Annotated in this window: 23 protein-coding genes, 5 tRNA genes and 1 pseudogene; 15 read left to right on the top strand and 14 right to left on the bottom strand. The window is 47.4% G+C overall.

Annotated elements, in window-relative coordinates:
* Positions 1 to 11: 11 nt before the first annotated feature.
* The 9 genes and pseudogenes from U0358_RS05340 to hemA form a co-directional block, all read right to left on the bottom strand.
* A complete protein-coding gene (locus tag U0358_RS05340) occupies positions 12 to 638 on the bottom strand; it encodes a TetR/AcrR family transcriptional regulator (protein ID WP_011234169.1) in 627 nt (208 codons plus the stop codon).
* A gap of 116 nt (positions 639 to 754) precedes the next feature.
* Positions 755 to 2,242 carry a TrkH family potassium uptake protein gene (locus U0358_RS05335; RefSeq protein ID WP_322407304.1) on the bottom strand — a complete coding sequence of 496 codons (1,488 nt, stop codon included), beginning with the start codon at positions 2,240 to 2,242 and terminating at the stop codon, positions 755 to 757.
* Positions 2,243 to 2,252: 10 nt separating this feature from the next.
* Positions 2,253 to 3,095 carry a 3-deoxy-8-phosphooctulonate synthase gene (kdsA, locus tag U0358_RS05330; protein ID WP_416182997.1) on the bottom strand — a complete coding sequence of 281 codons (843 nt, stop codon included), beginning with the start codon at positions 3,093 to 3,095 and terminating at the stop codon, positions 2,253 to 2,255.
* Between the two features lie 15 nt (positions 3,096 to 3,110).
* Positions 3,111 to 4,381, bottom strand: a pseudogene (locus U0358_RS05325) (DUF819 domain-containing protein).
* A 15-nt stretch (positions 4,382 to 4,396) separates the two neighbouring features.
* Positions 4,397 to 4,771, bottom strand: a complete 375-nt coding sequence (locus U0358_RS05320) for a SirB2 family protein (RefSeq protein ID WP_322407302.1) — start codon at positions 4,769 to 4,771, stop codon at positions 4,397 to 4,399.
* A 24-nt stretch (positions 4,772 to 4,795) separates the two neighbouring features.
* Complete coding sequence (locus U0358_RS05315) at positions 4,796 to 6,268, bottom strand: DUF3369 domain-containing protein (protein WP_322407301.1); 1,473 nt, start codon at positions 6,266 to 6,268, stop codon at positions 4,796 to 4,798.
* Positions 6,268 to 7,116, bottom strand: a complete 849-nt coding sequence (prmC, locus tag U0358_RS05310; RefSeq protein ID WP_322407300.1) for a peptide chain release factor N(5)-glutamine methyltransferase — start codon at positions 7,114 to 7,116, stop codon at positions 6,268 to 6,270. The genes U0358_RS05315 and prmC overlap by 1 nt, the downstream gene beginning before the upstream one ends.
* Complete coding sequence (prfA, locus tag U0358_RS05305; RefSeq protein WP_404398775.1) at positions 7,113 to 8,207, bottom strand: peptide chain release factor 1; 1,095 nt, start codon at positions 8,205 to 8,207, stop codon at positions 7,113 to 7,115. Before prfA ends, prmC begins: the two co-directional genes overlap by 4 nt.
* 4 nt (positions 8,208 to 8,211) lie before the next feature.
* Complete coding sequence (gene hemA / locus U0358_RS05300; RefSeq protein ID WP_317496607.1) at positions 8,212 to 9,483, bottom strand: glutamyl-tRNA reductase; 1,272 nt, start codon at positions 9,481 to 9,483, stop codon at positions 8,212 to 8,214.
* 132 nt (positions 9,484 to 9,615) lie between these two features.
* Between hemA and lolB the strand changes: the two genes are divergently transcribed.
* The 6 genes from lolB to ychF all read left to right on the top strand — a co-directional run bounded on the left by lolB (position 9,616) and on the right by ychF (position 14,569).
* Positions 9,616 to 10,251, top strand: a complete 636-nt coding sequence (gene lolB / locus U0358_RS05295; protein ID WP_322407299.1) for a lipoprotein insertase outer membrane protein LolB — start codon at positions 9,616 to 9,618, stop codon at positions 10,249 to 10,251.
* Complete coding sequence (ispE, locus tag U0358_RS05290; protein ID WP_322407298.1) at positions 10,233 to 11,093, top strand: 4-(cytidine 5'-diphospho)-2-C-methyl-D-erythritol kinase; 861 nt, start codon at positions 10,233 to 10,235, stop codon at positions 11,091 to 11,093. Before lolB ends, ispE begins: the two co-directional genes overlap by 19 nt.
* 15 nt (positions 11,094 to 11,108) lie before the next feature.
* On the top strand, positions 11,109 to 12,056 hold the full coding sequence (locus U0358_RS05285; RefSeq protein WP_016341307.1) for a ribose-phosphate pyrophosphokinase: 948 nt from the start codon (positions 11,109 to 11,111) through the stop codon (positions 12,054 to 12,056).
* 138 nt (positions 12,057 to 12,194) lie between these two features.
* Positions 12,195 to 12,860 carry a 50S ribosomal protein L25/general stress protein Ctc gene (locus tag U0358_RS05280; RefSeq protein WP_317496604.1) on the top strand — a complete coding sequence of 222 codons (666 nt, stop codon included), beginning with the start codon at positions 12,195 to 12,197 and terminating at the stop codon, positions 12,858 to 12,860.
* Between the two features lie 14 nt (positions 12,861 to 12,874).
* A complete protein-coding gene (gene pth, locus U0358_RS05275; protein ID WP_322407297.1) occupies positions 12,875 to 13,471 on the top strand; it encodes an aminoacyl-tRNA hydrolase in 597 nt (198 codons plus the stop codon).
* Positions 13,472 to 13,477: 6 nt separating this feature from the next.
* Positions 13,478 to 14,569, top strand: coding sequence for a redox-regulated ATPase YchF (ychF, locus tag U0358_RS05270; RefSeq protein ID WP_322407296.1), 1,092 nt, complete (start codon positions 13,478 to 13,480; stop codon positions 14,567 to 14,569).
* Positions 14,570 to 14,614: 45 nt separating this feature from the next.
* On the opposite strand, the gene U0358_RS05265 is transcribed toward ychF, so the two are convergent.
* Genes U0358_RS05265 through U0358_RS05250 form a run of 4 tightly spaced genes read right to left on the bottom strand, consistent with a single transcriptional unit; the run spans position 14,615 to position 18,846 of the window.
* Positions 14,615 to 15,022: a group I truncated hemoglobin gene (locus U0358_RS05265; RefSeq protein WP_322407295.1), complete on the bottom strand. Its 408-nt coding sequence runs from the start codon at positions 15,020 to 15,022 to the stop codon at positions 14,615 to 14,617.
* A gap of 9 nt (positions 15,023 to 15,031) precedes the next feature.
* Complete coding sequence (locus tag U0358_RS05260) at positions 15,032 to 15,886, bottom strand: DUF3034 family protein (RefSeq protein WP_317496601.1); 855 nt, start codon at positions 15,884 to 15,886, stop codon at positions 15,032 to 15,034.
* Between the two features lie 6 nt (positions 15,887 to 15,892).
* On the bottom strand, positions 15,893 to 18,190 hold the full coding sequence (locus U0358_RS05255) for a bifunctional diguanylate cyclase/phosphodiesterase (protein ID WP_322407294.1): 2,298 nt from the start codon (positions 18,188 to 18,190) through the stop codon (positions 15,893 to 15,895).
* Positions 18,190 to 18,846, bottom strand: a complete 657-nt coding sequence (locus U0358_RS05250; RefSeq protein WP_322407293.1) for a methylamine utilization protein — start codon at positions 18,844 to 18,846, stop codon at positions 18,190 to 18,192. Before U0358_RS05250 ends, U0358_RS05255 begins: the two co-directional genes overlap by 1 nt.
* 197 nt (positions 18,847 to 19,043) lie before the next feature.
* Here U0358_RS05250 and U0358_RS05245 point away from each other — a divergent pair, with 197 nt between their 5' ends.
* The 7 genes from U0358_RS05245 (at position 19,044) to U0358_RS05215 (ending at position 21,754) form a co-directional block, all read left to right on the top strand.
* The gene (locus tag U0358_RS05245) at positions 19,044 to 20,426 is read left to right on the top strand and encodes a class II fumarate hydratase (protein WP_322407292.1); all 1,383 of its coding nucleotides are present in this window, start codon (positions 19,044 to 19,046) and stop codon (positions 20,424 to 20,426) included.
* A gap of 24 nt (positions 20,427 to 20,450) precedes the next feature.
* The gene (locus U0358_RS05240; protein ID WP_317496597.1) at positions 20,451 to 21,119 is read left to right on the top strand and encodes an SDR family oxidoreductase; all 669 of its coding nucleotides are present in this window, start codon (positions 20,451 to 20,453) and stop codon (positions 21,117 to 21,119) included.
* A gap of 145 nt (positions 21,120 to 21,264) precedes the next feature.
* Positions 21,265 to 21,341 (top strand) — tRNA-Met (locus U0358_RS05235).
* 19 nt (positions 21,342 to 21,360) lie between these two features.
* A tRNA-Leu gene (locus U0358_RS05230) sits at positions 21,361 to 21,445 on the top strand.
* 21 nt (positions 21,446 to 21,466) lie between these two features.
* Positions 21,467 to 21,541 (top strand) — tRNA-Gln (locus tag U0358_RS05225).
* Positions 21,542 to 21,578: 37 nt separating this feature from the next.
* Positions 21,579 to 21,653 (top strand) — tRNA-Gln (locus U0358_RS05220).
* Between the two features lie 14 nt (positions 21,654 to 21,667).
* Positions 21,668 to 21,754, top strand: a tRNA-Leu gene (locus U0358_RS05215).
* A gap of 77 nt (positions 21,755 to 21,831) precedes the next feature.
* Here U0358_RS05215 and U0358_RS05210 read toward each other — a convergent pair.
* The gene (locus tag U0358_RS05210) at positions 21,832 to 22,974 is read right to left on the bottom strand and encodes an FAD-dependent oxidoreductase (RefSeq protein WP_322407291.1); all 1,143 of its coding nucleotides are present in this window, start codon (positions 22,972 to 22,974) and stop codon (positions 21,832 to 21,834) included.
* 106 nt (positions 22,975 to 23,080) lie between these two features.
* Here U0358_RS05210 and U0358_RS05205 point away from each other — a divergent pair, with 106 nt between their 5' ends.
* Both U0358_RS05205 and miaB read left to right on the top strand, forming a co-directional pair.
* Positions 23,081 to 23,950, top strand: coding sequence for a DMT family transporter (locus tag U0358_RS05205; RefSeq protein ID WP_317496595.1), 870 nt, complete (start codon positions 23,081 to 23,083; stop codon positions 23,948 to 23,950).
* 79 nt (positions 23,951 to 24,029) lie between these two features.
* Positions 24,030 to 25,469 carry a tRNA (N6-isopentenyl adenosine(37)-C2)-methylthiotransferase MiaB gene (gene miaB, locus U0358_RS05200; RefSeq protein ID WP_253619657.1) on the top strand — a complete coding sequence of 480 codons (1,440 nt, stop codon included), beginning with the start codon at positions 24,030 to 24,032 and terminating at the stop codon, positions 25,467 to 25,469.
* The last annotated feature ends 9 nt before the right edge of the window (positions 25,470 to 25,478 follow it).

Below are 25,478 nucleotides of genomic sequence, written 5' to 3'. Positions count from 1 at the left end.
CGACAGGTTATTTACGCTTCTTCCAGCCCGCCGGAAACAAATGGGATCAGATGATCGATAACGTCCTGCGCTCCCACCTTTTGATTGAATTCCGCCTCCGCAATTTCAATCAGAGCTTGTCCCGATACTTGGGCAAAAACTGCCGCTCCCAAAATAAAGTGTAGACGCCAGAACATTTGTTGCTCATCCAAATGTGGATTTGCGCGCTTTAATAAAGCCATTAAATGCTGCAATACCTCACCAAACTCCTGCTGAGTGTATTTACGTAAATGGCCCTGAATTTCAGAGTAAGCAAAGCCCAGTAACCTCAAAAAGATATCGGGACCGTGTTTATTGACCTCGGTTAACTTTGCCAGAGGTATTTTAAAGCGCTTAAACAGCTCTTCTGTTTTTAGCTCGCTCTGCTGCTCTGCCAGTTTCAACTGTTCCTCCAAAACGGGCATGAAAACAACCAAGTAACGCGCCATTACGGCCTGAATAAGTGCTTTTTTTGAGCCAAAGTGATAGTTTACAGAAGCAAGGTTAACCCCTGCTTCCTGCGTAATTTGCCGTAATGAAGTCTGCTCAAACCCATCGCGGGAAAAGAGCATTTCTGCGGCATTAAGTATTTTCTTTTGAGTCGGAATTCGGGCTGCCATGAAATAAATAAACGCATGATTTAAACATGCGTTTAATTTAATTCATGTGGTTTCAGCGTGCAAGTGTTCGCTGAATTTATTTTTGGTGAGAGTGTAAACCTTAGTAGGCTACACTATTAGTGCCGCCAGTAATGACGGTGGAACAAAATAAGTACGGTCATAATTTCCAGCCGCCCTGCCAACATAGCAAAAATTAGCAACAACTTAGCACCAGCATCAAGGCTGGCGAAGTTACCAGCCGGGCCAATAATGTCACCTAATCCAGGTCCAACGTTACCTACTGCGGAAGCTGCACCAGATATTGCCGTCATAAAATCCAGTTCAAATAATGACAAACCTAATGCAATAACGGCTATCAGCAAAAAGTACATAAAGCAAAAAGCGACCATTGAACCAAGTAAAGAGTCATTTACCCGACGATCCTGATAGGTTTGGACGCTAACGAGGTTAGGGTGAATTAGTTGGCTGAACTGCTTTCTTAATAAAAGCTGCGACAACTGAAAACGAAAAATCTTCATACCGCCAGAAGTGGAGCCGGTACATCCCCCAATAAACATTAAGTAGAAGAACGCCATTAATGACCAGCTTCCCCAGTTTCCGTAATCTTCGGTTGCGTAGCCGGTTGTGGTCACTACCGAAACAACATTAAACGCGGTATGCATTAATGCGTCACCAAGTTCCCGCCCTTTAACTATCTGAACCAAGGTAATCAATGCAATAACAATGAAAAGGAAGGTAACAAAAGCGCGTACTTGGCTATCCTTCCAAAGTGGCCCAAAGTCACCTTTTAAAAAGCGAATGTAGAGCACAAAAGGCAAAGCGCCTGCGACCATAAAAAGCGTGCCGGTTATGACCAAAAAGGGTGTATCAGAGAAATGCCCAAAAGACGCATCGTAGTTCGAGAAGCCGGCTGTCGCTATGGTGGTCATGCCGTGAACGAAGGCATCAAAACTGCCCATGCCGCCAATCAAGTACAAACTAATAACGGCAGCCGTCAGAATGAGGTAGACCCGCCCTATTGCCAAAACCATATGGCTGGAACGCGGCATAAATTTCCCCGACATGTCCGAGGATTCAGCCTGGAACAACCGCATGCCGCCAACTTGCAAAAACGGCAAAATGGCCATAGCCATAACGATAATTCCAATTCCGCCCAACCATTGCAGCATAGCGCGCCACAACAAAACACTTGCGGGTAAATCGTCCAGCCCGGATATAACTGTCGCTCCGGTAGTGGTAATGGCTGACATGGCTTCAAACCAGGCACTGGAGAAGTCCAGATAAGGGCGTGCAAAAATAAATGGCAAAGTTGCAAATAAGCTGGCCGAAACCCAGCACAAGGAGGTTAACAGGAAAACCTGTCTTGCCCGCAGCTTGGCATCACCCGCTGGCTGCAGGAACAAAACCAAACCAAAAACCAAACCTAAGCTGGACAGCGTCAGATAGGTCCACTGCTCTTTTTCACCATTGACCACCGCCATAACAAAAGGCGCGAGCAAGGCGATAGAAAGCAAGGCGATGAGGCCGCCAATGGCTTTCAGCAATAACTTAACAGCCTGACGTTTATCAAGCGGAGTCTGACGCAATGACTGGCTGGCTTGCATTGACATCGTTCTAGTTAGACGTGTCTAAAGGAGCAAATGATTTTACCAAATCATCAATCGCTTTCATCTGCTGAAGGTAGGGTTCCAGAGCATGCAGAGGCAAAGCACAGGGACCATCACATTTCGCTTCATCGGGGTTCGGGTGTGCTTCAATAAACAATCCTGAAATACCCAGCGACATACCAGAACGAGCCAGCTGTGCTGCTTGTGCGCGGCGTCCGTCAGCAGAGTCAGCTCGGCCACCAGGACGCTGCAAAGCGTGGGTTGCGTCAAAAATAACCGGCGCCATGGGCTTCATTTCGTCCATGCCGAGCATATCAACAATAAGATTGTTATAGCCAAAGCTTGAGCCGCGCTCACACAGCATCAGTTTTTCATTACCAGCCTCGGCAAACTTTTTAATGATGTGCTTCATTTCCTGTGGTGCAAGAAACTGTGGCTTTTTAATATTCACCATAGACCCGGTTTCAGCCAGTGCTACCACCAGGTCAGTCTGACGGGCAAGAAACGCCGGTAACTGCAATACGTCAACCACTTCAGCGACCGGAGCGGCCTGATGCGGTTCGTGTACATCGGTAATTAAAGGCACATTAAACTGCTGTTTCACTTCTTCAAAAATGCGTAACCCTTCTTCCAGACCGGGGCCGCGAAAAGAGTGAATAGATGACCGGTTGGCTTTATCAAACGACGCCTTAAACACGTAAGGTATGCCAAGTTTACTGGTTACCTCAACGTAATGCTCGGCAACTCGCAACGCTAAATCACGAGATTCCAACACGTTCATTCCGCCAAATAAAACAAAGGGTTTATCATTTGCTATTTGAATGTCACCAAGCTGTAACTCTTTAATCATCATAAACTCCCGCGGTTAACTACCGACAACTCGTAGAATCTGTCCGGCGAAATACGCCATATAGGTTCCAAGCGCATAACCCATTACCGCTAATAATACACCAACCGGCGCCAATGACGGATGAAAAGCTGAAGCGACAACCGGTGCCGACGCTGCGCCCCCCACATTAGCCTGACTGCCCACCGCCATATAAAACACAGGAGCACGAAGCAGTTTGGCCACAAGTAACATAAGCCCGGCGTGGATCAACATCCAGATAGCACCAATTAAGAAGTACTTAGGCGCCTCGACAATTTTAGTCACGTCCATATGTAAGCCGATGCTGGCAACCAATATGTAAACAAAGACCGAACCTATTTTAGACGCCCCCGCAGCTTCCAAAGAACGAGCCCGGGTAAAGGAAAGCGCAATACCGCCAGCAGTGGCTAACACGATGACCCAGAAAAACAGACTGTCGAGACTGAATTTACTTAATGCAGGATAGTTCGTTGCTATTCCCGGTGCTATCCAGTCGGCCAGAAAATGCGCTATCCCGGCCACACCAAAGCCAATAGCCAGAATTAGCATTAAATCACGTAAGCTTGGGTTTCTGACGTGCTCCGCTTCATACTGCTCCACTTTACGACGGATGTTATCGATAGCGGATGTGTCAGCGCCGGTGCGGGCATCAATTTTCTTGGCATTTGCGGCCATATAAAGCAGTACAGCCATCCATAAGTTGGCAACAATAATGTCGACAGTCACCATAGCTGAGAAAATATCACCGCCAACTTCGTAAACTTCTTTCATGGCAGCTTGGTTTGCGCCACCGCCAATCCAGCTTCCGGCAATGGTTGTCATGCCACGCCAAACTGCATCGGGGCCAGCGCCACCAAGCATTTCAGGGAATATAGCAGACACCAGTAACAAGGCTATAGGGCCGCCAATGACAATACCGAAAGTACCGGTTAAAAATAGAATAAGAGCCTTTGACCCGAGACCCACTACGGCTTTTAAATCCAGACTTAAGGTAAGCAATACCATACAAGCCGGTAACAGATAATCCATTGCTATATCTGTTACGGCGGTTTGATTTCCGTCGACAATACCAAAAGTATTCAGTAAAGACGGTATGAAATAGCAAAGCAATAAAGCCGGAACAAAGCGATAGAACTTCTTGAAAAAGGATGCTCGCTGCTATTGGTGTAAAATACAAAACCAAGGATGGTCAGCAATAAACCAATAACAACCCCATCGTTAGTGATTAAGGCATTCGTTTCCGAAACAACAGACTCAGGCGCTAACATAGGTACTCCCTTAACTTAACCGGCAATAAGTGCTTGTTTGGACACGGCCACATGCAACAGGAAGGCTATCCAGCCACAAGCACCAATAAAACCAAGCCAGCGCGCACCCGCTGTTTTTCCTTTCATAGCTAAGACACCAAAGCCAATATAAGCAATAACACCTATGACTTTATCGGTTAACCATGGAACCTGAATTGGGTACATGCTTAACGTCACCATGATACCCACAGCACTGAGTAACAATAAGGTATCGTTAATGTGAGGGACTATCTTCAGCCACTTCTTTTTTAATAAAGGAGAGTCAAGAAGCAAAAGCACAAAACGGAATAAAAAAAGGCTGATCGAAATCAGCACAAATAATACATGCAGGTGTTTAAAAGCAGTGTACACAGTAACCTCTTATTTTTAATTTAATTAAATGGTTCTCAGCTCAGGCAGGGATTTTATAACAACATCAAGAAACTTAGGTGAATAATAGCGGCCCCGCTCGTCTTTCAGGCGCACAGCAATATCGCTGTCACTAATGCCACTTTCCCACCAATCCAGCAACTGCTCAGTCAACAGAAGAACCTGAGTGCTTATCGCAATATCCGAGCCTTGTTTACCTTCGGGTAAACCCAGGCCGTCCCAGCGTTCCAGTCTCTCGATAAGTGCTCTGTGCGCACTTTGTGTTGCTTCGTGCTCACCGTGCCCCAGCGCTCGTAATGAGCGGGCAACTCGTTGCTGGCAGGTAGTTTCAACCGCTGCAGCCGCATCCGAAGCGCAGTTAAGCAACGGGCGCGCCTGCGCAAATAAAGACCAGGCCAAAGCGGTTGTCTCAGCGTCTTCTGCCGCGACTTTTTGAGCTAAAGCGTACGCCAGACGGACTTCACTATTTTGCTCGAGAATGCCGTTAAAATGGCTGGCATGGTGCAGCATAAGTTGATCGGCTAAACGCGCCAGAAACTGGTCGGAGTCTTCCAGACAGACCACGTTATCCTGTGCCAGTTGTACATTTTCGGAGAATAGTTGAAGCACATGGTGATCATCGGCCGTAAGTGCTCTGGACAAGCCGCCGATAAACAAAACAGAGCCGTGCGACCGGCAATGACTGCGGCAATATAACAAAACAAAGTCGTCACCATAATACGAGCCATGATTTGCGATAACATGCTCTAGCTCGGCTAAGGCTTTTGACGGAATAACCGAACGTAACGTCTGACCAACACACACCCCAGAGTCCTCTCCGTGAGCGGCTAGCACTTTATAGGACGAGCCGTCTTCGTTAGAGGTAGCATACAAGGTTTGTTTGGCACCGCCGATGACCCAGCTCAACTGCTGCACTAAACCATCAACAAAACTGTTCATTGGTTGCAGAGCATAAAGGTTAGCCGAAGCAGCGATGATTTTTTCAAGCCCGTGACGACTTTGATCAATGGACATGATATCGCGGTACGAGCGCAGCGATGACATTACTGCAGTAAAAAGCTTCTGTGCAGTAAGTTCAGTTTTGGATTTGTAGTCGTTGATGTCGTAGTTAACAATAACCGTGCGTTCAGGTGCCTGACCCGGCTGCCCTGTTCGCAAAATAATACGGGTAAAATGGTTGTCAGCTTCTTCACGAATATAACGAGCTACCTGCAGTCCGGCATCATCGGTTTCCATAACAACATCCAGCAGTAATATGGCTGCATCAGGATGCTCATCAATTAACTGCTTTGCCTCTTCACCAGAAAAAGCACTGTAAAACTTTAAGCCACGACCTAAAAAATTAAAGTCGTTGAGTGCCAGTTTGGTTACCGCATGCACCTCTGGTTCATCATCGACAATCAGAATTTTCCAGTATTCTGTCGGTAATTTTGTGGTTTGCTGGCTGCCTTCGTCAGCAAACATAAACTGATTGCTCATTATTCGTCTCTCCCCGCCCTGGCTTTTGTCCCGCCGGTAACTCGTTCTACCCTAGCATAATCCTGCCAGCGGTTAACCTTTTTGTAACCACTTTTAAACAGTAGCTCTGCAACACTATCAGCCTGTTGCCATCCCTGCTCAAGTAGTAACCACCCCTGGTCTGCTAAATGGTTGTTGGCTTCTTTTATAATAGTCTCTATATCGGCTAAACCGTTATTTTCCGCAATTAACGCCGTCTGGGGCTCAAATCTGACATCTCCCATACTCAAGTGCGGATCGCCTGCGTCAATGTAGGGAGGGTTCGATAGAATCAAGTCAAATTTAAGAGACTTTGGCACAGATTGAAACCAGTTACTGCACAAAATATCAACATTTAAACCTAAAGCTTGACTATTTCGGCGTGCCAGTTCCACCGCATCGCGGCTTTTATCACACGCCCAAACTTGCCAGCCGGGACGTTCAGACTTCAAAGCCAGCGCAACAGCACCTGTACCCGTGCCTAAATCCAGTACGCGCGCCTGTTCGGGAAGCTCCAGGCTAAGTGCCGTTTCAACCAGCGTTTCAGTATCGGGACGGGGAATTAACGTGCTGTCGTTTACCTCAAGCATCAATGACCAAAACTCGCGGCGACCAGTGATATGAGCCACGGGCTTGCCTTTCTGCCGGGCTAAAATACATTCCTCATAATGGCGGTGCTGCTCTTCCGTCAGCAGCTTTTCCGGCCAGGTCATAAGGTACGTTTTTTCTTTATCCAGCACAAAGCAAAGTAAGGCAGAAACATCCGCAGCAGCGTCTTCAGTCTGCTTTAACTGCTGCCGCCCCCAGTTTATGGCTTGCTCCAGCGTCATTGCTGTCCTTCAGACAGAGCCGCCAGTTGATCCGCCTGATGCTCAGTAATAATGGCATCCAGTATCAAATCGATATCGCCGGTAAGTACTTCATCTAACCGATACAGCGTCAGGTTAATACGGTGGTCTGTTACCCGGCTTTGCGGGTAATTATAAGTGCGAATACGCTCTGAACGATCACCACTTCCTACCAGGTTACGACGGGTACTGTCTTCTTCTGCCTGACGTTTTTCATCTTCCAGACGTTGTATTCTTGCCTGTAAAACCGACATGGCTTTAGCCCGGTTTTTATGCTGCGAACGCTCTTCCTGACATTCAACCACCACACCGGTTGGTATGTGGGTAAGACGAATAGCAGAATCGGTTCGGTTAACGTGCTGACCACCAGCACCGGAGGCGCGATAAGTATCGACACGTAAGTCGGCCGGATTAATTTCAACGGCCTCGGCTTCTGGAATTTCCGGTAACACAGCAACAGTACAAGCTGAAGTATGAATACGCCCTTGCGATTCAGTTTCCGGAACACGTTGTACGCGGTGCCCACCAGACTCAAACTTCATGCGTCCGTAAACACCGTCACCACTCATGTGAGCAATGATTTCTTTATAGCCACCATGCTCACCTTCACTGGCACTGACTATATTGACCTTCCATCCATTTTTTTCAGCGTAGCGGCTGTACATACGAAACAAGTCACCAGCGAATATCGAAGCCTCATCACCGCCAGCTCCGGCACGAATCTCCAAATAGCATGAACGATCGTCGTTAGGGTCTTTAGGTAGCAACAGAAGTTGTAAGCGGTTCTCCAGCTCTTCTTCGGCTTTTTTCGCCTCTTTTAGCTCTTCTTCCGCCATTTCACGCATGTCAGCGTCATCATCTTCAGCCATATCTTTTGCGGCTGTCTGATCCTCCTGATTCTGGCGGTACTCTTCAAAGCAACCAACCACCTCTTCCAATTGAGAGTACTCACGCGACAATGAGCGAAAACGGTTTTGATCACTGATCACATCGGGTTCACCCAATAAAGCCTGCACTTCCTGATAACGCTCAACTAATCCTTCTAGTTTACGTTCAATGGATGGATTCAACATGTTTTTATTTGCCTTTTGATGAGTCAGAGGATGGCTCTGACCAAAGTTGTTGCAAAACGGCCAGCGTATATTGGTCGTTATTTTCGCCGGCAGATTTCAATAAGCTTGTCGGTTTATGCGTTAACTGCTGCACCAGCCTATGACTGAATCGCTGCAGCACTTCGGCCGGGTCTTTGCCCTGCTCTATTTGCGCTATCGCTTTCTTTAACTGCTCGTCGGCTAAGTTTTTTGTGTGCGTACGATACTCCCGCACCAGCTCGACACTGTTCAGCGACTTCAGCCAGTCATTAAACTCTTTCGTTTGCTGTTGAATAATAACCTGAGCTTCACGAGCGGCCTGCTCACGGTTACGGATATTTTCACTAATAATACTTTGCAGATCGTCAACGGTATAAAGATACGCGTCATCGAGTTCATTAACCTGCTCTTCAATGTCTCGTGGCACAGCCAGGTCAATTAACAGCATGGGTCTATGCCGACGCTTTTTCAGTGCTTTTTCAATGCTTCCTTTACCAACAATAGGCAAGGTACTGGCGGTTGAACTGACGACAATATCGGCCTGCGGTAATAACTCTGATAGCTCAGACAGACTGTGAGCCGTTGCACCAACACGCTCGGCCATCTCACTAGCCCGTTGCAAGGTTCGGTTTGCCACCAGAATTTCACTAACGCCTTGTTGTTTTAGATGCTGAGCAACCAGCTCGGAAGTATCACCCGCTCCAATCAGCAGCACCTTCGATTTTTGCAAATTGGCAAAGATATGACGCGCCATAGAAACCGCAGCATATGCAACCGAAACCGCGTTTTGACCTACCGCCGTTTCATTTCTAACGGTTTTCGCAACACGAAAGGTTTGCTGAAATAAGCGTTCAAGAATACCGCCGACAGAGGCCTGACGCTTCGCCGCCTGATACGCTTGTTTTACCTGACCAAGAATTTGTGGCTCGCCCAATACCAGCGAATCTAAACCACTAGCAACCGACATAAGGTGAGTAATGGCCTGCTCGCCCTGAAAATGATAGTGATGATTTTCCAGAGCCTTTGGTGCCAATTTGTGGAAACCGGTTAACCAGCCCAGGAGCAAGTCGCCAGACACTTCCCCTCGGCAATAGAGCTCGGTTCGGTTACAGGTAGAGACGATAACGGCTTCTTCAACACCTTGAAGATTACGCACGGCCTGCAGCGCAGCATCAAGCTGTTCAGCACTGAACGCGACTTGCTCGCGCAAATCGACTGATGCGGTTTTATGATTAATTCCGAGAGCTGAAATGGTCATCTGACTGTGAAACTCGTTATCCCAACGCGGCCAAAATCTAAGTTGCCCGATTGTACGTGAAAGCCTTAGTCATTGAAAGTGACAGCGCTTTCTGGTCAACTAATTACATTCCGATTGCAGCAATTGAAAAATATGATTCAACGCCGACTATTCTGGGTTTGCCTGGTTGTTATTACATCGTTAACCGGGTGCGCGCTGCCGACGCCATCAGAGCAAGCAAGCAGTGCCGAAGTTAATCAACGTATTATTGACTCCCATCAACAAAAGCTGGAGCAGTTGCAACAATGGTCTCTAAGTGGTCGCATGGCGGTTATCCAGAAGCAGAATAAGGAAAGAGACAGCTTTTACATTAACTGGCGTTACCAGCCCCACCAGCAAGTCATTCGTTTTTCTCATCCGCTAAAAGGCCAACTGGCTAAACTGACCGTCGACGACAGCGGCGCTTTGTTGACTGACTCCGATAACCAGGAACGCTGGGCTCCTTCAGCCGATGCTTTGCTATACCGTCTGCTGGGTGCGACTGTTCCCTTTGAACAGTTACACAACTGGGTTCTGGGAAAAAAAACAAGTACGTTAGAGTCCGTGAGTTATCATAAAGATGGAACCTTAGCTCAGTCGACGATATTTCATCAGGGGCAAAACTGGCAGCTCAGTTGGTTCTACGATCAGAACAAAGCACAAACAGTAACCTTACCGGAACAAATCCATTTGGAAAGTCCTGAGCTACAGATAAAGGTGCAAGTGAACGAATGGCAGTCAATACATTAACGCTCCCCGCTCCGGCGAAACTTAATCTGTTTTTGCATATTATCGGACGCCGCGCCGACGGGTACCACAATTTACAGACCGTTTTTCAGTTTCTGGACTACGCTGACACCCTGAAGTTCTGCACAGCCGATGACAACCAGTTTGATTTAGTTGACCGCAACAGCCTTATTCCCCGCGAAGAGAATTTAGTCTGGAAAGCGCTAACAGCGCTGAAAAAAGCTTACGAAGAAAAAGGCATGACGCAATTACCCGGCTGCTCGGTTGAATTAATTAAGAGACTTCCTCAGGGTGCCGGGTTAGGTGGGGGGTCATCCAATGCGGCAACTGCACTTGTTGGGCTGAATCAGCTTTGGGGCAGTCATTTAAATAGCACTGAATTACAGGCAATAGGTCGCAAGATCGGTGCCGACGTACCGGTATTTATTCATGGACATGCCTGTTTTGCTGAAGGTATCGGCGATGTATTCACTAATATAACACCACCTACCCCGTGGTATTTAGTGGTTAAACCCAATGTTTCTATCAGCACGGCAGCACTGTTCTCTCACCCTGAACTACAGCGCAACTGCTCGCCAGTTACCGCGGAAAACTGGCAACAGCAAAAAGTAGCGAATGTGTTTGAACCGGTGGTCTGCGATCTACACACCGAAGTTGCTATGTTACGCCGTGCCTTGCTAGAATACGCTCCGACTCGGCTCACTGGCAGTGGAGCATGTCTTTTTTCAATATTTGAGACAAGACAAGCCGCAAAGGAAGCGCAACAGCAGGTTCCCAAAGAACTTTGCTCATTTATCGCTCAAGGCCAGAACCGTTCACCACTTATCCAGACATTAACCCAATAAAAGTCGAGGTATGTTGTGCCTGACATGAAACTTTTCGCCGGCAACGCCACTCCTGAGCTAGCCCAGAAAATCGCCGATCGCCTTTATATCAAACTTGGTGAAGCTTCCGTTGGTCGCTTTAGTGACGGCGAAATTAGCGTCGCCATTAATGAAAACGTCCGCGGTTCCGACGTCTTTATTCTTCAATCTACTTGCGCCCCAACCAATGACAATTTAATGGAACTCATTGTTATGGTGGACGCATTACGTCGTGCATCAGCTGGTCGTATTACTGCAGTGATGCCTTATTTTGGTTACGCTCGTCAGGATCGCCGGGTTCGTTCAGCTCGTGTTCCTATTACGGCTAAGGTTGTTGCTGATTTCTTATCCAGTGTTGGTGTTGACCGTGTGCTGACTGTCGACTTACACGCAGAACAAATTCAAGGCTTTTTTGACGTACCTGTCGATAACGTTTTTGGTACTCCGGTATTGTTAGAACACATGCGTCAGCAAAACTTCGACCATCCGGTTGTGGTTTCCCCTGATATTGGTGGTGTTGTACGTGCCCGTGCTTTTGCCAAGCTTATGGACGACACCGATTTAGCCATCATTGATAAGCGCCGTCCGTCAGCCAACGTGTCGCAGGTTATGCACATAATTGGTGATGTTAAAGGCCGCGACTGCATTATTGTCGATGATATGATTGATACTGGCGGAACGCTTTGCAAAGCCGCAGAAGCACTTAAGTCTCACGGTGCAAAACGTGTGTTTGCTTACGCTACCCACCCGGTATTTTCCGGTAATGCGGTGCAGAACATTAAAGATTCTGAAATTGACGAATTTATCGTTACCGACAGTGTTCCGCTAAGCGATGCGATGAAAGCCACGGGTAAAGTTACTCAGTTGACCTTGTCCGGTATGCTTTCAGAAGCACTGCGCCGCGTCAGTAATGAAGAATCTATTTCAGCAATGTTCGATTACTGATTGTTGTAATTATTCGTACCCAGTGCTAGTATTGCGCGCCCTTAGAAACCGGCCTCGTTGTCGGTTTCTAAGTTTCTGGGTCAGCTCTTGGTCGCGAGTGCTGACAAATAAAAACTTTAAACATTGAGAGGCCAAATCATGGCTGAATTAGATTTTAACATCCAAGCTACCGTCCGCACGGACAAAGGGAAAGGTGCGAGCCGCCGCCTGCGTCATGAGGACAAAGTACCAGCGATTTTATACGGTGGTAAAGGCGAGCCAATCGCATTAGCACTAGACCACAACAAAGTGAATAACATGGCCGACTACGAAGCCTTTTATTCGCACATTTTGACGCTGGAATTTGATGGTAAGAAACATCAGGCAATTCTAAAAGACATGCAGCGTCACCCGTACAAGCCTAAATTGACTCACCTGGATTTCCAGCGCGTTGAGAAAGGCCACAAACTGCACACTAACTTACCTCTGCACTTCTTAAATGAAACAACTGCGAAGGGCGTTAAAGAAGAAGGTGGTGTTGTTGTTCACCACGTAAATGACGTGGAAATTACTGTATTACCGAAAGACTTACCAGAATACCTGGAAGTTGACATTGCTGAACTCAGCGTTGGTGACACCATTCACCTGACTGACTTAAAACTGCCTAAAGGCGTTGAGTTAGTTGAACTGACTAAAGGTGAAGACCACGACCAGGCGGTTGTGTCTGTTACTGCTCCTCGCGTCGAGAAAGAAGAGACCGAAGAAGATACAGTAGCACCTGGCGACGTTCCTGCTGAAAACAGCAAAAACGCTGACGAAGAATAAGTCAGTCTCCTGTTATGGGAACTGAAGTAAAACTGCTTGTGGGCCTGGGAAATCCGGGCCCCGAGTATGAACGAACTCGCCACAACGCTGGTTTCTGGTTAGTTGATGACTTTTGCAGACGCCACGCGATTACGCTCTCCCCTGATTCAAAAAGCAAAGCTCTGATTGGACGCTGGCAACAAGGCGCTCATGACCTGCGCATTGTATTACCACAAAATTTTATGAACCGTAGTGGCTTCTCTGTTGCGGCTCTGGCTAATTTTTATAAAATACCGGCTAATGAAATTTTAGTGGCTTACGATGAGCTCGATTTACCCCCCGGCATTGCTAAGTTTAAGAAAGGCGGAGGTGCCGGCGGGCATAACGGAATTAAAGACATTATTGCTCAGACTGGTAAGCAGGACTTTATGCGGTTGCGCATTGGTATTGGTCACCCGGGCGATAAAACAAAAGTAACTGGCTTTGTTTTAGGCAAAGCTTCAGCAAATGAACAGCGGCTTATTGATGACTGTATCGATGAAGCCAGCCGCAGTATCGACACATTAATGGCGGAAGGCTGGGGAACTGCGTTGCAGCGCCTGCACAGCTACCGCCCTGAACAGAAAGGCTAAACTCTCATGGGATTTCGATGTGGTATCGTTGGTTTACCTAACGTAGGTAAATCCACTCTCTTCAACGCACTGACCAAAGCAGGCATTGAAGCTGCAAACTTTCCATTTTGTACCATCGAACCAAACACTGGCGTTGTGCCTGTTCCTGATCCTCGTCTTGATAAACTAGCCGCTATTGTTAACCCGGAACGAGTCATTCCAACAACCATGGAGTTTGTGGATATCGCCGGGTTGGTTAAAGGTGCTTCAAAAGGCGAAGGCTTAGGTAACCAGTTTTTAGCAAACATTCGTGAAACTGACGCTATTGGCCATGTTGTTCGCTGTTTTGAAGACGACAACATAGTTCATGTCAGCGGCGGCATCGACCCTGCCGATGACATTGACACTATTAACACCGAGCTGGCATTGGCCGATTTAGACTCAGTTGATAAGTCTTTGTACCGTTTGAGTAAAAAAGCGAAAGGTGGTGACGCACAAGCCAAAGCAGAAATTGCGGTACTGGAGAAACTGAAGCCGGCACTTGATGAAGGTAAAATGGCTCGCTCTGTTGAGTTAAGCCAAGATGAGCGCGCCACGATTCGTTCATACAACCTGCTGACTTTAAAGCCGACTATGTATATTGCTAATGTCAACGAGGACGGCTTTGAAAATAACCCTCATCTTGACAAAGTTCGTGAAATTGCTGCAACCGAAAACGCGGTCGTCGTTCCGGTATGCGCCGCTATCGAATCAGAAATTGCCGAGCTGGACGAAACCGATAAAGAAGAGTTCTTAAGCGAGCTGGATCAGGACGAACCCGGTCTGAACCGCGTTATTCGTGGCGGCTATGAGCTATTAAACCTGCACACTTACTTCACTGCCGGCGTAAAAGAAGTTCGCGCCTGGACAGTTAAAGTAGGCTCAACGGCACCGCAGGCAGCCGGACGCATTCACACCGATTTTGAAAAAGGCTTTATTCGTGCCGAAATCGTCGGTTATGACGACTATATAGCCAACAACGGTGAACAAGGTGCAAAAGATGCCGGTAAATGGCGTCTGGAAGGGAAAGAGTACATTGTGAAAGACGGCGATGTCATTCACTTCCGCTTTAACGTTTAAATACCAATTAATGGCTCGCTCTCAGCGAGCCATTTTTTTAACCCATTATTTTTCAACGATATCGCTATGCATTGGCGCCAGCACGCCCAATAGCTGGTTCTGCGCTGAAACCGGCACATCCTCTTTTTCCATTGCGGCAATCAGGTGTTCCACTAAAGCGTTAAAATCCGAATTATTGACTCCCATATTACGATGGGAGGTTTTCATATCTTCGCCACTGTAATTACAAGGGCCACCACTTAAGTCACACACTTGTTCACTGATGAGCTTATGCACACGCATAATATCAACACCATCAAAATGATGCGCAATACGATCGTCACCACCCACCCGATAAAGCATTTCTTCGACGATAGTCTCTATGCCCTGCTGCTGTCCCAGTTGCTGATACAAACTCTGAGCAAAACTCAGCGGCGAAAGAAACAATACCGCCAATAACAAAACGATTTTCATAGTCTCTCCTTAAAAGGCCGCCTGAACCGATAAATACCAACCCGTTTGATCATCCAGGCCGGCAATAGAGCCCAGATCGGTGTAGGCACCAACAACCGATACCTGTTTGTTTGGAAAATAAGCAACAAAAAGATCTTTCCAGTCCTGCTCTTTCGCAAAACTTAAGTTGTCCGGTTTCTGTCGGTACTCAACGCCCACAGCCCAATAACGATTAATAAATGCAGCTACGGACGCTTCAGCCAGCCACTCACGGCTATCTTCTTTATCGCCGCCAAACCCCAGTAAGCCCAGTTGGTTAGCTTTACTTGAACGCAACGTCAGATTGGCAACCCAGGTACGGTGGAAAGGCCCGTCTAGCCAGGCTTTTGCCGCACTGACATACCAGTCAGTGCTACTGTCATCCTGAGAGCCTACCGCCGCGGGCAACTCATAGTCCTTGTTCTTCTTGTGTTGTAAACCCAGGCTAATTTGCGGTAGGTCACCATAAATGAGGTCCCCTGCTAAACGTACTTTTGCACCAATAATGCTTTGGCTTAATTCGCCGCCAATAGTCGAGAGATCAAAGGTTTGTTCGGCATATGACAGCTCAATACGGTTATTCCAGCTCAAACTGGCGCCCTGAACGCTTAAGCGAAAATCATCAACTGACACTTCACTTAAATTAACCGTCGCGCCAAACTGGCCTTCACCGGCATAACTGCTTAACGTAGCCCAGGGCACTATGCCTCCGCCACCAGAGCCCTCAAGACTACTGGTACCGCCGGTTGCCAGTAATCGGGCTCCCTGATCCGCTGCTACAGGCGGAGTTAAAGCTAAAACACCGGTCAGCAAAAAACAGCCGCCATATAAACACTTGTTCATCATTCGTTATCATCCATTGGTTTCATGGTTATTTATATTTAAGTACTCTATAAAGCCTGAAATTGGTAAGGGTTTGCTAAAGAAATAGCCTTGCAACTCATCGCAATGCATCGACTGCAACACTCTCCAGCTATCCTCATTTTCCACACCTTCGGCAACAACACGAAGACCTAACTCGTGAACTAAGTGTATGGTTGAACGAACAATAGACTTGTCCTTAGACTCCTCGCTCAAATGCTGTACAAAGGCTCGGTCTACTTTCAACTCCTCTACCGGTAAACGCCGCAATTGCGCCAATGACGAATGCCCGGTACCGTAGTCGTCAATAGATATTGAAAACCCAAGACGCTTTAAGGTTTCCAGCCGGGCAATGGCTTTTTCCGGATCTTTCATTACCGCACTTTCTGTAATTTCCAGTACCAGTAATTTTGGCAACTCAGGAAAATCAATAATGAGTTGTTCAAACAGCAAGGGTAAGTCGTCGCTCAATAAGTCGACTGTCGACAAGTTGATGCTCAGTTTTAGAGTCCGGCCCTGCTCATGCCAGCTCTGAAGCAGTTTGGTCGACTCTCTGCACACCCAGTTGGTCAACTCAGTAATGGCTCCGGATTGCTCGGCTAACGGAATAAACTCATCCGGGCCTACAAATCCAAGCTTGTCACTTTGCCACCTTAACAATACCTCAGCCCCCACGACTGAACCCGTCTGGCAATTAATTTTAGGTTGCAGTACAAGATGTAGCTCCTTATCCGCTACCGCACCTTTAAGTGACTCGATAATTTGCAGGCGGCGCATGTATTGTTCGTCCAACCCACTCTTATATTCAACATAAAAGATTTTCTGGAGTTTGGACTGCTGAACACTGACTTGCATACGACGAATAAGTAAATCGACTTCACTGCCCTGCTCAGGAAAATAAACAACACCGATATTAAAGGCCAGAGGATAATCACTGTCGCCAACTTTAAAGGGCGTATCAAGGAAAGAGTGAAGCTCTTTAATTTTGTTGTCGAGATCGAATTCGGACTTATCAGAAGCGTATAAAACAGCAAACTCGTCGCCACCGATGCGAGCCAATAATTCAGCGTTGCCACAACACCACTTCAGCCGGGCAGATAACTGACGCAGGATGTCATCACCGATTTCCTGCCCCACACTGTCGTTGAGAACTCTGAATTGATGAATATTTAACAATAAAAGACACCCGGAGCTGGTCTTACCGTCTAAACGGAACTGCAACTGCTCGCGAAAAAAAGAGCGATTCGGTAAATCGGTTAAATGGTCATGAGATGCCTGATAAGAAATTCTTTGTTCACGTTCCGAAATAGCCTTACGCATGCTGCCAAAGGTATTGGCCAGTTCTCCGAACTCATCGTCGTTCAGCGACAACTCGGATTCGCTGTAGTCGCCTTGCTGTAATTTCCTAGCCGCTCCCGATAACTGCTGTAACGGACGGGAAACCCCTCGGGCTATAATCGCCGCCAAAAGCATCGCTATAACCAGAGCGACAATTGCAATTAAAGCAATTTGCCAATGCAGCCGTGTGAACTCGGCGGCCGCCGTTTCAAGTGACGTTGTCAATGCCACATGAACGGCGTCATCGGAACCGGCATCAAGCACCACTTCACTCCCCGCCAGTTCCTGGCTTAACAGCCAGTTATCAAGAGTATGACCGTCTTTGTTCAGGGCTTTTGCAAACGAGGACACTTGTCGGGCCTCCAGACTGGAAGCAATGACTTTTCCCGAGTTTTCCAGCCACAGGGTGATATCGGCATTAGCCAGGTTTTTTAACTCTTCTGCTAACCCCGAATCCACTTCAAAACCTAAGGTTGCCCAGGCAATAAGATTTGGAGCATTAACCGGTACTGTAACCAGTTGAAACAGTTCTCCTTCGACAACCGCCAGTTCACTGTTCGAGCCTGCCCCACTATGGCTAATACGTAGCTGATCAAAAGCATGAGATGACGCAATCTCTTCACCTTCGGGAGTTTGCAACACCATCAACTCCGCTTCAATACGCTCACCGTAGTTGACCAAAGCTGACACTATGGTTTCCCGATCTTTTGAAGCCACCGCGCGTTTAAACCCAAAATCGTCGGTAAGAACTTCTGCCGCTTGTAACAACTGAGCGCTACGGCTATCCAGAAGCTCCCGAAAAACTCTTTCACTGACACTAAGCTCACGTTCAATGGAGCGACCTAACTGATTCTCCGTAGCGACCCAAACCGCGGCCAAAGCAACCAACAAAGCGCCCGCTACGAGCCCTGCAAGGATGAGAATTAAACGGGTTCTGAACCGTGTTATCATCAATTCCCCCTACGATTAAATCGCTGTTCCAGCCGCGAGGGCTCTTTATCTTCCTGCACCGGCGGTGATACTTGCACCTGCGCAGTTAGCTTCCCTGAATCTGAGGTTAATTGCACGCTCTGTGCTTTAGACAGTTTGTCCCCCATCCAATAGTGCCACACCCTGACTTCTGTGGGAGCTTCACTTTCTTCCAGAGTGAGCTCAACAATACCCTGCTCATTTGTTATAGCAACATCGTATGCGTCACTTACCAGCACGTAGGCAACCATCTGGTCGTGGATATTACAGCCCAGAGTCACTATCCCAGCTTTATCAAAATTAACACTTGGTTTTTCTTTATCTGAATAGAGTTTTAACTCAAAATTCTTAGCCTCAGAGAAAGAGTAAACATGATGCCGAATGTTATCGCTGTTAGGAAATACGACGTCGGTGCCAGGCTCTACTGCGCTAACCGTGGGAGTAAACTGTTTGTCCACCTGATCAACTACTGCCGACGTCTCGGGCACTTGGACAGACACTTTTTTACTTTCAATTAATAGCGCAGCATTTGCCAACGGCTGACCATCTCCAGCCAAAATCTCAATCCGTACGCTATCTGCAACCACGTTTGAAACCACAAATACCATAAAAAGAACACTAACAAATAATCGCTTCACACAGGATCCTCCACAAAATCACCCTTGGATACGCGCACATTGATCAACCGTAACCGAAAAACTGAAACTGCGCTATGATTGCAGGACGTATTAATGATCCACTATGGTTCATTATTGGTACTTGAAATATATAAGTGTCAACACACGAATTTAGACGCCAAGCTTTTACTCTTAGCTTAATGACAGGAGGGCTATTAATGAGTCAGGATTATCGCACAGAGAAGGACAGCATGGGCGAGGTCAAAGTCCCCCAAAAAGCACTTTACGCCGCACAAACTCAACGCGCCGTTGATAACTTTTCCATCAGCGGGTTAACTTTTCCAACTCAACTGATACAAGCCATAGCAATGGTCAAAGCGAGCGCCGCCGGTGCAAACGCTAAAATCGGTCAGTTAGAAAAGAAGCAGGCCGACGCCATTATTAAAGCCGCTAAAGAAATTATTAATGGCCAACATTTAGATCACTTTCCTATTGATGTATTCCAGACCGGTTCAGGCACCAGTTCCAATATGAATGTGAACGAGGTTATTGCCAATTTGGCTAAGCAAAACGGTGTTGAAATTCACCCCAATGACCATGTGAACCAAAGCCAGTCAAGCAACGATGTAATACCTACCGCGATTCAGGTGGCGAGTGTGCTGGCTGTAGAGAAAGCGTTAGCACCGGCTTTAAAAGGCCTTATTGATGCCATTCGCAGTAAAGCCATTGAGCTGCGTAATGTGGTAAAAACCGGCAGAACTCATTTAATGGACGCTATGCCAATGACCATGGCACAAGAACTTGAAGCCTGGGCCGGTCAGTTGGACGTTACCGCTGAACAGCTTCCGCAACTATTGCAACGCAGCCGCGTGCTTCCTCAGGGCGGTACAGCAATAGGTACCGGAATAAATGCCCCAAAAGAATTCGCAGCCGAGTTTGCTGATCAGTTGACCCAGCTTAGTGGTAGCGACTTTAAACACTCAGCGAACCCTTTTACAGGTATTGCCGGACAGGAAATCAATTTACAACTCTCGGCACAACTGAATACGCTGGCAACTACCTTACTCAAAGTCAGTAACGACTTACGCTGGATGAACAGTGGCCCGCTAGCGGGCTTAGGTGAAATTCAACTAACTGCATTACAACCCGGAAGCAGCATTATGCCGGGAAAGGTAAACCCGGTCATTCCGGAAGCTGTAGCTATGGTTACCGCTCAGGTAAATGGTAATCACACCACAATTACGACCGCAGCTCAGCAAGGCAATTTCCAACTAAACGTTATGCTGCCAGTTATTGGCTACAACTTGCTACAGTCCATTAATATACTTAGTAACAGTTGTGACGCACTGGCAAGCAAAGCCATTGCCGACTTCGAAGTTAATGAAGAGCGGTTACAACAAGCCTTAGCGAAAAACCCTATTCTGGTTACAGCCCTTAACCCGGTCATTGGCTACAATAAAGCCGCCGAAATTGCCAAAATAGCGTACAAAGATGGACGAGCCATTATCGATGTCGCTGATGATATGACCGACTTAGGTCGTGAGCGACTTGAGCAGTTGCTGGATCCGAAAAAACTAACTGAAGGTGGTGTTAGCGAATAACGCCTCTGGTATTTGGAGTACAAAATGAGTCAACAACAGATTTTAATTACCGGTGCTAACCGAGGCATTGGCTACGAATTTGCCCGACAGTATGCCGAACTAGGCCACAAAGTTATCGCCGTTTGCCGTAACAATTCAAAGCAATTAACAGAGTTGGACGTCGAAATTATTGAAGGCATTGATGTTACCAAAGCCTCCGACTTACTGCGTCTTTCTGAGACCATTGGCGATAAAAAGATTGATATCTTAATTAATAACGCCGGGCTTCTGCATAAAGACGTATTAGGTGAAATTGACGCTGGTAATATACGGGCTCAGTTTGAAGTCAATGCGTTAGCGCCATTAAGAGTCACCGAAACGCTGCTGAAAAACTTAAAGAAAGGCAGCAAGGTTGCCTTAATTACCAGCCGCATGGGCTCTATTGCAGACAATGGTTCAGGCAGCCGCTACGGGTACAGGATGTCAAAGGCAGCATTAAATGCGGCCGGAAAATCTCTTGCGCTTGACTTAAAAGAACAAGAAATTTCCGTGGTCTTGCTGCACCCCGGCTTTGTACAAACCGATATGGTGAATCATGCCGGCGATATTCCCGCAGAAACAGCAGCGGAACGCTTAATGCAACGTATTGAGGAATTAAGCTTAAGCACCACCGGACAATTTTTTCACAGTAACGGAGAAAGCCTGCCTTGGTGATTTGCTGCCTTTTTAAGCAAATCACTGCTTTTTTGCTCAAACGCGCCCGTTAATATCGTTTTTTCTCAAAAATAGGTTGACGGGCTGCGGAGCGATTTGCATAATACGCGCCGCACTCACAGAGAGCGGTAAGTAAAAAAGGTATGGCTACGTAGCTCAGCTGGTTAGAGCACAGCACTCATAATGCTGGGGTCGCAAGTTCGAATCTCGCCGTAGCCACCAACCTTTAACTGACTATGATGCGGACGTGGTGGAATTGGTAGACACGCTGGATTTAGGTTCCAGTGCCTCACGGCGTGAGAGTTCAAGTCTCTCCGTCCGCACCAACTCTCAGAGCCAGCTAAAATTGGGGCATAGCCAAGCGGTAAGGCAGCGGGTTTTGATCCCGCGATTCCCAGGTTCGATCCCTGGTGCCCCAGCCATTAGTTGTTTCCAAAAGTGATTGCCATCTTAGTAGGATGGGGCATAGCCAAGCGGTAAGGCAGCGGGTTTTGATCCCGCGATTCCCAGGTTCGATCCCTGGTGCCCCAGCCATACTAACTGCTGTTGCGGTGGTGGCGGAATTGGTAGACGCGCTAGCTTCAGGTGCTAGTGTCCGTAAGGACGTGGGGGTTCAAGTCCCCCCCTCCGCACCACTTTATTCGAGTATAATTTTACTCAAGTAAAAGTGGAAAACAGAAAAGGCCACCTTAAGGTGGTTTTTTTGTGCCTGTTATTCGCCCACAGCCTGTTGTAATAACCAACGTTTCACCCACGGTAAAGCAGCCATTTTCAAGGATGCTGCGGTTGCAAGCTGCATAACGGCATTACGACTGCGCCAGCCTAACTGTATAGCATCCATCATCCGCATCATTTTCGCATTTTCGCCTTTCCGGGTCTTTTCGTACTTAGCCAACGCGGCGCTTGGAGTATTTTTCTGTAGTACCTCAACCAGACAGCGAACATCGGCAAACCCCAGGTTAACGCCCTGCCCGGCCATTGGGTGAATACTGTGAGTAGCATCGCCTAATAAAACAATAGAGTCTTCTTTAACGTAGTGCGCAGCATGTTTTCTCTGCAGCGCAAAACTGGCGCTTCTTAGCACTCGGAAATTACCGATATGGGGAGAAAAGGTCTCACGCAAATAATCTTCAAGACCCGCCTTGTCTCTCTGCAGGGAACTGATGTTGTCACGTAAGCCGTAGTCTATAAGGCAAGCTTGTTGTTCGGTCAGCGGCAGCAAAGCATAAGGCCCCTGCGGGCGAAAAACTTCCCAGGTTTCGGGTTCTATTGGCTTTTCCAGACTGACATTTACTAATAAACAACGTTGGTCATAATCCCAGCCCCGATAATAAAAACCGGCAAGCTGAGCCACTTTAGAATTGGCTCCGTCACAGCCCAATAACAGATCATAACTGAGCGTATCGCCCTGACTTAAAACCACCGTTTTTGTCCGGGCATTGAGTTTATCGAGCGTGTCGCCTGCTCGTAAATCGACATTTTTGAGAGTGCGTAATTTTGTCCACAGAGCCAGCTGCAAAGCATTATTTTCAACCATAACGCCCAGTTTGGATAAGCCCGCTTCACTCGCCTGAAAGCTCAAATTATGGCCACTTTGCGATGTCACGCTCAGTTTCTGATAGTCAAAGACTCGCTGCTGACGCACACAAACACCGATACCTAAACCCAGCAACCATTCCCAGTTGCTGTTATTCACAGATGATATGCGTAAATCCCAGTCAGGATCTGTACTGCTATCTTCTCCTGGAGGAAAGGGTTCAAGTAAGGTCACATTTGCGCCTTGCTGCGCTAACGCTAGTGCAGCCGCAGCGCCGACCATTCCGCCGCCATTTATTAGTACTGATAGCTGTTTCATGTACCGCGCTCTCACTCCTTATATTCCTGCTAGCCCTTATAAATAACACATCTCGCTGTGAATTTCCGTTATCATAGTCAATAAGACGATGTTCAGAGTGTTTTTTATGCAGACCAGGGAAAGTTCACAAAAAGCGGTCATTATTGCTTCCTTGCTTATTCTAAGTGCCGAAGCCAGTTTTGCGGGCGTAAGTGCCCTGGTTAAATACATCAGTCAGGATCAACCTTTCGAGCAATTGGTCTTTTTCCGCAACCTTATGGCCTTTCTTGTTCTGCTTCCCTGGTTATGGCGCAAAGGTCTTGGCAACTTAAAAACTGAACGTCTGAAGCTGCACCTTATTCGTGGCGTTGCGGGCATTGCCGCTATGTACCTGTTTTTCTACGCCATTGCGACAATTCCGCTGGCGCAGGCCACTCTGGTTTTATTGTTGTCCCCCTTTTTAATACCGGTTATTGGCTGGCTTTGGCTGCGCGACTATGTGGCTAAACAAACCTGGCTGGCTATTGGTCTGGGATTTATTGGTGTCTTTATTTTTCTTGACCCTATGAACAGCGAACTTTCACCTGTCATCGGGTTAGCTTTTTTAGCCGCGGCACTAGCAGCTTTCACCAAAACTGTTATTCGCCGCATGTCGGATACCGAATCAACAAGTAAAATTGTATTTTATTTTTCTACTCTGGCTACCATAGCTTCAGGGCTTCCTTTGCTATGGCTGTGGCAGCCTATTCCAACGCAACACTGGCTGGGTGTTATCGTTATGGGCTTGCTGGCAGTTTATGGGCAATTGGCTATGACCAAAGCTTTTTCCATAGCTCCACCGGCAAAGGTTGGGGTGTTTACTTACAGCTCGGTTTTGTTCGCCGCGTTACTCGGCTACTGGTTATTTGGCGAGGAACTTGCCTGGCACATGTTGTGGGGCGCGTTAATCATTGTTGTTGCAGGCTATTTTGCCATACGGACACGGCGCAAAAGTTAATCATTTCAAACTTGGCAATCTGCTCCAATACGCGATAAAATAAGCGCCTTATACGAAATCCATCAACCATCGAGTGGTCATGAGTAAGAAGTTATATATCAAAACCTGGGGTTGCCAGATGAACGAGTACGATTCTGCAAAAATGGCAGAATTGCTCCACTCAACCCACGGCTACGATGTTGCCGAAGAAGCCGAAGATGCCGACCTCATTCTGTTGAACACCTGTTCCATCCGTGAAAAGGCGCAGGAAAAGGTCTTTCACCAATTAGGTCGCTGGAAAAATCTGAAAAAGAGCAACCCTAATTTATTGATTGGTGTTGGTGGCTGCGTTGCTTCTCAGGAAGGCAATGAAATTCGCGCCCGCGCGCCTTTTGTCGATATTATCTTTGGTCCTCAGACTCTGCACCGCTTGCCAGAAATGGTGAATCAGGTCAGCGAGACTCATGCACCTATGGTTGACGTCTCTTTTCCTGAAATTGAAAAGTTTGACCGTTTAGCCGAACCTAAAGCAGACGGAGCCAGCGCTTTTGTCTCTATCATGGAAGGCTGCAGCAAATATTGCTCATTCTGTGTTGTGCCCTACACTCGCGGCGAAGAAGTCAGTCGCCCGGTTGATGATGTCATTTATGAAATTGCACAACTGGCGGAACAAGGCGTTCGTGAAGTCAACCTGTTAGGACAAAACGTTAACGCCTATCGCGGTGAGCATTACGACGGCGAAGTGTGCCGCTTTGCTGAATTGCTGCACCTGGTTGCGGCCATTGATGGTATTGACCGCATTCGCTATACCACATCGCATCCGGTTGAGTTTACAGACGACATTACCGAAGCCTATAAAACCATTCCGGAACTGGTCAGTCATTTACACTTACCAGTACAAAGTGGTTCAGACCGTATATTAACCATGATGAAGCGTGGCCACACGGCACTGGAATACAAATCGAAAATTCGAGCCTTGAAAAAAGCGCGCCCTGATATCGCCATGTCATCCGACTTTATCATCGGTTTCCCCGGTGAAAGCGATGCCGATTTTGAAGCAACCATGGATCTTATCCAGAGTATTGACTTCGACATGAGCTTCAGCTTTATTTACAGTGCTCGCCCGGGAACGCCAGCGGCTGATTTACCTGACGACATTAGTGAAGAGACCAAGAAAAAGCGGCTGCAGCTATTACAGCAACGTTTGAACCAACAGTCTATGGCGCACGCTCGTCGTATGCTGGAAACAGAACAACGTATTCTGGTTACCGGACCATCGAAAAAGAACCCGATGGAACTGACCGGACGCACTGAGAACAATCGGGTTGTAAATTTCGTTGGTCAACCCCATATGATTGGACAGTTCGTTGATGTACGTATTACCGAAGTGCTTCCTAACTCATTACGTGGTGAGTTAATTCGGGAAGAGGCGGATATGGGGCTTCGTGTAGATACGGCACCAGAAATTATTTTGCAACGAGGAAAATCGAGCGAGCCAGATGAATTAGGCGTTGTTCGAATGCCTCGACAAGCCAGTTAAGTAAAGAGG

The sequence above is a fragment of the Idiomarina sp. PL1-037 genome (assembly GCF_034422975.1).
Lineage (GTDB): Bacteria > Pseudomonadota > Gammaproteobacteria > Enterobacterales > Alteromonadaceae > Idiomarina.
Note: the sequence above shows the minus strand (reverse complement) of the source record. Positions and strands in the feature narration are given on the sequence as shown.